Annotated in this window: 6 protein-coding genes and 1 pseudogene; 4 read left to right on the top strand and 3 right to left on the bottom strand. The window is 73.4% G+C overall.

Annotated elements, in window-relative coordinates; translation table 11 throughout:
• On the top strand, positions 1 to 744 hold a 744-nt coding region (locus G3I42_RS19340), incomplete at its 5' end, for a MerR family transcriptional regulator (RefSeq protein ID WP_203607030.1).
• A 165-nt stretch (positions 745 to 909) separates the two neighbouring features.
• Here the strand turns inward: G3I42_RS19340 and G3I42_RS19345 are convergent.
• The gene (locus G3I42_RS19345; protein WP_164287623.1) at positions 910 to 1,713 is read right to left on the bottom strand and encodes an exodeoxyribonuclease III; all 804 of its coding nucleotides are present in this window, start codon (positions 1,711 to 1,713) and stop codon (positions 910 to 912) included.
• A 77-nt stretch (positions 1,714 to 1,790) separates the two neighbouring features.
• On the opposite strand from G3I42_RS19345, the gene G3I42_RS19350 reads away from it, so the two are divergent.
• Positions 1,791 to 2,276 carry a GNAT family N-acetyltransferase gene (locus tag G3I42_RS19350; protein ID WP_164287625.1) on the top strand — a complete coding sequence of 162 codons (486 nt, stop codon included), beginning with the start codon at positions 1,791 to 1,793 and terminating at the stop codon, positions 2,274 to 2,276.
• A 51-nt stretch (positions 2,277 to 2,327) separates the two neighbouring features.
• Positions 2,328 to 2,702 (top strand): annotated as a pseudogene (locus G3I42_RS19355) (hypothetical protein); the annotation flags it as partial.
• Positions 2,703 to 3,038: 336 nt separating this feature from the next.
• Here the strand turns inward: G3I42_RS19355 and G3I42_RS19360 are convergent.
• Positions 3,039 to 3,176, bottom strand: a complete 138-nt coding sequence (locus tag G3I42_RS19360) for a hypothetical protein (protein ID WP_164287627.1) — start codon at positions 3,174 to 3,176, stop codon at positions 3,039 to 3,041.
• The gene (locus G3I42_RS19365) at positions 3,173 to 3,628 is read right to left on the bottom strand and encodes a hypothetical protein (protein WP_164287628.1); all 456 of its coding nucleotides are present in this window, start codon (positions 3,626 to 3,628) and stop codon (positions 3,173 to 3,175) included. The genes G3I42_RS19360 and G3I42_RS19365 overlap by 4 nt, the downstream gene beginning before the upstream one ends.
• A 340-nt stretch (positions 3,629 to 3,968) precedes the next feature.
• Here G3I42_RS19365 and G3I42_RS19370 point away from each other — a divergent pair, with 340 nt between their 5' ends.
• A complete protein-coding gene (locus G3I42_RS19370) occupies positions 3,969 to 5,087 on the top strand; it encodes a M48 family metallopeptidase (RefSeq protein ID WP_239096557.1) in 1,119 nt (372 codons plus the stop codon).
• Positions 5,088 to 5,146 lie beyond the last annotated feature (59 nt).

The following is a 5,146-nucleotide window of genomic DNA, read 5'->3' on the forward strand; positions in this document are numbered from 1 at the left end:
CCCGCACCCGCACCCGCACCCGCACCCGCACCCGCACCCGCACCCGGCCGGGAATACCGCACCGCCGAGCTCGCCGAGGCCGCCGGTATCACCACCCGCACCCTGCGCTTCTACCGTGAGCGCAAGCTGCTCGCCGCGCCCCGCCGCGAAGGCAGGATCGCCTGGTACAACGAGCACCACCTCGCCCGCCTGCGCACCATCGCGGCACTCCTGGAGCGCGGCCACACCCTCAACGGCATCGCCGAACTCGCCGAGGCCTTCGAGCACGGCAGGGACGTCGCCGACGTACTCGGCGTCGGCGAGACCCCTACGGAGGAGACCCCGGTCCGCCTCTCCCCCGAGGAACTCGCCGACCACTTCGCCGGCGAGGTCACCCCGGAGAACCTCGCCGCCGCGCTCGACCTCGGCTATCTCGCCGTCGACGGCGACACGATCGTCCACATCAGCCGACGCCTCCTCGACGTCTCCACGACTCTGGTCCGCGAGGGCGTCCCGCTCGCCACCGTCCTGGAGGCCGGCCGCCAGGTCCGCGTCCACGCCGAAGCCCTCGCCACCCTCTTCCTGGAGACCCTCCGCCCCCACGCGCTCGCCACCGATCCCGACAAACTCCGCCCTCTCGCCAAGGCCGTCGTGGACGCCGAACTCTCCCTCGCCCTCGACCGCCGCCTCACCGACCCGGCCGCGGCCCCGACCCCCGACCCCGAGGCCCCGCCGACTCCCCCCGCCTCACCTCCTCGCACCTGACCCGAACCGACCACCCCACCGAACCCGGCCACTCCACCGAGCCAGGCCACACCCCGACCGCACGCGCCCGCGCCCGCCACGGCGCCGAATCCCACGACTCCCCCGCCCCCAGCCCCTCACCCCTCACCACTCCCGAGAACCGCCGCCCCCGCTCCGCTCCCTCCCTCACATCTCGTACGTCACCGTCACCGGCGCGTGGTCGCTCCACCGCTCCTCGTGCGTCGCCGCCCGTTCCACCTCCGCCTTCACCGCGCGCCCGGCGAGCCCCGCGCTCGCCATGTGGTAGTCGATCCGCCACCCCGTGTCGTTGTCGAAGGCCCGGCCGCGGTACGACCACCACGAGTACGGCCCCTCGACCCCCGCGTGCTGGGCGCGCACCACGTCCACGTAACCGCCGTCCGCCGGATCGAGCACCCGCGTCAGCCACTCCCGCTCCTCCGGCAGGAAGCCCGCGTTCTTGCGGTTGCCCCGCCAGTTCTTCAGGTCGGCCTCCGTGTGCGCGATGTTCCAGTCCCCGCAGACCAGCACCTCGCGCCCCTCCGCCGCCGCCCGCTCGCGCAGCTCCTTGAGGTACGTGAAGAACTCGCCCATGAAGCGGTACTTCTGCTCCTGCCGCTCGGTCCCCACCTCACCGCTCGGCAGATACAGGCTCGCCACCGTCACACCCGGCAGGTCCGCCTCCACGTACCGCCCGGACCCGTCGAACTCCGCGCTGCCGAAGCCCGTCCGCACCCGGTCCGGCTCCCGCCGCGTGTAGAGCGAGACCCCGGCCCTGCCCTTGTCGGCCGCCGGCGCGTGCAGGCTGAACCAGCCCTCGGGACGGGCCACCTCCTCCGGCAGCTGGTGGGACTCGGCCCGTACCTCCTGGAGGCACAGCACGTCCGCCGAGGTACCCGCCAGCCACTCGGTGAAGCCCTTCTTGGCCGCGGCACGCAGCCCGTTCACGTTCACACTCGTCACGATCAGCACACTCGAAACCCTAGAGCACACGCTCGGACATTCGTCCGGAGTTATCCACAGATGCGACCAGCGGTACGATCATCCTCATGCAGATCCGCCCTGTCCCGTACGACCACCCGGATGCCGTCAAGCTCAACGATGAGGTCCAGCTCGAATACGCCGAGCGCTACGGTGACGACGGCGACATGACCCCGCTCGACGCCGGGATGTTCACCCCGCCCCGCGGCCTCTACCTCCTCGCCTACGACGAGCGCGAACGCCCCGTCGCCACCGGCGGCTGGCGACGGCAGGACACCAGCGACGAGGGGTACGCGGACGGCGACGCCGAACTGAAGCGCATGTTCGTGGTCCGCGAGGCCCGCGGCCTCGGCCTCGCGCGCCGCATCCTCGCGCTCCTGGAGGAGGACGCCCGCGAGGCGGGCCGTACCCGCATGGTCCTGGAGACGGGCACGATGCAGCCCGAGGCCGTCGCCCTCTACCTCTCCAGCGGCTACACCCCGGCCCCCACGAAGTTCGGCCTCTACCGCGAGTACGACACGAGCCTCTGCTACGTGAAGTCCCTCCACCTCTGACAGAACACGCCTCGCCCGGCCGAAGTCCGACCCGGCACCCCGGCCCACCCCATCCCGCACAGCGACCCCCGCGTCTCCGTCGTCTTCGCGCACGACCCCGGCTCCGCCTTCGGCGACGGTGTGCTCGACCTGCTCCACCACCACGGCTGCCGCGTCATGCCCTGGAGCCGGCTCGCCGAGAGCGCCCCCGGCCTCATCCTCTCCGCGAGCGAGAACATCGAGGTCCCGGCGGGCGACTGCCCCGTCCTCGTCCTCCCGCACGGCGTCGGCTTCCAGAAACTCGTCCCCGACGCGCGCGCCCCGGGCCGCCGACTCTCCGGCCTCGTCCCCGACGCCCTCCTCGCCTCGGGCCGCGCCTGGCTCACCGTCTCGCACCCCGACCAGGCCGCCCAACCGCACGCCACCCACCCCGGCACCGCGGGGCGACCGGCGTCAACCGGGCGCCGTCGAGCGCCAGTTCAAAGAGCCTGCGGCTCCTTGACCTCCGTCGCCCGCCCCCACCGGCAGGCGAGCGCGGTCTTCCCCACCCCGGGCAGCCCGAAGAACACCCGGTAGCCGACCTCCACCGTGTCCTCGTCGCCGGGCGGACCGGTCCCGTCGCCGGGCGGACCGGTCCCGTCGCCGGGCGGACCGGTCCCGTCGCCGGGCGGATCGTCCTCGTAACGGCGTTGCGGCGCCGAGTCCGCCGCCAAGAGGGCGAGTTCGGCGCGCCTGTTGATGAAACCCTTGGTCAGGGCTGGGATCACGTCCGGGACGACGGGCTCAGGGGGCGGGCTTCTCCGTAAAGACGTTGATGCCGCCGCAGACCCGGCCGGCCTGGACGACCGTGCCGTCCACCGTCCCCGAGACGCTGCTGGTCCAGGGGCCGTCGGCGCCCGGCTCGTCCTCCGGGGCCGTCATGCGCCGGACCGCCCGTCCGTGGACGGGGCGGGCGCGGCCGGACCGATGGTCAGGGCCCCGAAGTCCCGCCCCTGCACGACCGAACCGCCGTGCACCGTGCCGCTCACCGAGTTGTACGTGTCGCCGCTGCCCGTACGCCCCCGCTCCGGTGCCAGCTCGTCGAGCAGGGCGCGCAGTTCGTCCGCCGCCTCCGGGTGCGCGCGCAGGGCCCGGCGGAACCGCAGCCGCCAGGCCGCCTCGACGTCCTCGGCGACCTCGCGGTCCTCGTCGGCGGCCACCAGTTCCCCCCGGGCCTCCTCCAGTTCGGCCGCGACCCGTTCCGCCGCCCCCGGGTCCTCGTCGCCGCGCGAGAAGAACCGCGCCACCCGCTCCCTGACGGCCGTCCACCCGTCGGCGACCATCAGCCCGACGAGCGCGGTCGCTCCTTCACCGGCCAGCAGGCTCACGTCCATCGTTCCCTCTTCCCCCGTGCCGCGCCCCCTGCCGGGCGCGGCTCCCTTGCTCGTCCCACCGTAGAGAGGACGGCAGACCTTGGACAGACCGACGCGCGCCAAGCCCCACCGCCCGGCAGCCCGCTCACCCGGGCCGCCCGAAGCACCTCCCACCATAAAGACCCCGACCGACAAAGGCTTCTGAACGGGAAGAACCCGCACGTCACCGGGCGTATGAGCATCCCTCGGGCGCTGCGGCCCCGTCGCACCCGTACCCCTTTGTCAGACCCCTCGCCTAGGGTGTGGGACACGGCCGGGGCGCGGGGTCCCCGGCGGCCGGGGGCGTGACAGGGGGAGCACGATGGACGACGGCCGGTACGAGAAGGAAGGCGCGCCCGCGCGTGTGCGCCGCACCTTTCCGGGCATCTCGCCCCGCGCGTACGAGCACCCCTCGGACCGCTCGGCGCTCGTCGCCCTGCGCCGCCTGACCGGTTTCGACACGGTCTTCAAGGCGCTCAGCGGCATGCTCCCCGAACGCAGCCTGCGCCTGCTCCACCTCTCCGACTCGGTACGGGTGGACGAGGACCAGTTCCCCTCGTTGCACGCGATGGCCGTCGACGCCTGCCGCGTCCTCGACGTGGAGCGTGTCCCGCCGCTCTTCGTGACGCAGGACCCGCGGCCGCAGGCGATGTGCGTCGGGATGGACGAGCCGGTCATCGTGCTGACGACGGGCCTCGTGGAACTGCTCGACGAGGAGGAGTTGCGCGCCGTCATCGGCCACGAGGTGGGGCACGCGCTCTCCGGCCACTCCGTGTACCGCACGATCCTGCTGTTCCTGACGACGATGGCGCTGAAGGTCGCGTGGATACCGCTGGGCGGTGTCGCGATCAACGCGCTCGTCGCCGCGCTGCGCGAGTGGTTCCGCACATCGGAGCTGTCCGCCGACCGTGCCGGGCTCCTCGTCGGCCAGGACCTCGACGCCTCGCTGCGCGGCCTCATGAAACTCGCGGGCGGCAAGCACCTGTCCGAGATGAACACCGCCGCCTTCCTGCGCCAGGCCGAGGAGTACGAGGCCGGGGGCGATCTGCGCGACTCGGTGCTCAAGATCCTCAACGTGCTGCCCCGCTCGCACCCGTTCACCACGGTCCGCGCCGCCGAGCTCCACCGCTGGGCCGCGACCCGCGACTACCAGCGCCTCATGGACGGCCACTACCCGCGCCGCGACGAGGACGCGGGCGCGAAGGTCGGCGAGTCCTTCCGCCAGTCCGCGAGCGCCTACGCCCAGGACGTCCGCACGAGCAAGGACCCCCTCATGCGCCTCGTCACCGACCTGGCGGGCGAGGCCAACAACCTCACCACCAAGGCGCGTTCCCGCCTCTCAGGGCTCTCGCCCCGCCGCCCCGGCAAGGGCGGGGACCCAGCCGGACCGGGCGAGGACGGGGACCCAGCCGGCCCCGGCGAGGGCCACGACGAGGGCTGACGCGCCCGCCGCGCGCAGCGCGGGTGACGGGCGGCGCGAGCGCCGGACCGCCCCGCCCG

This window comes from Streptomyces sp. SID11385 (assembly GCF_010548245.1).
In the GTDB taxonomy this organism is placed as follows: domain Bacteria; phylum Actinomycetota; class Actinomycetes; order Streptomycetales; family Streptomycetaceae; genus Streptomyces.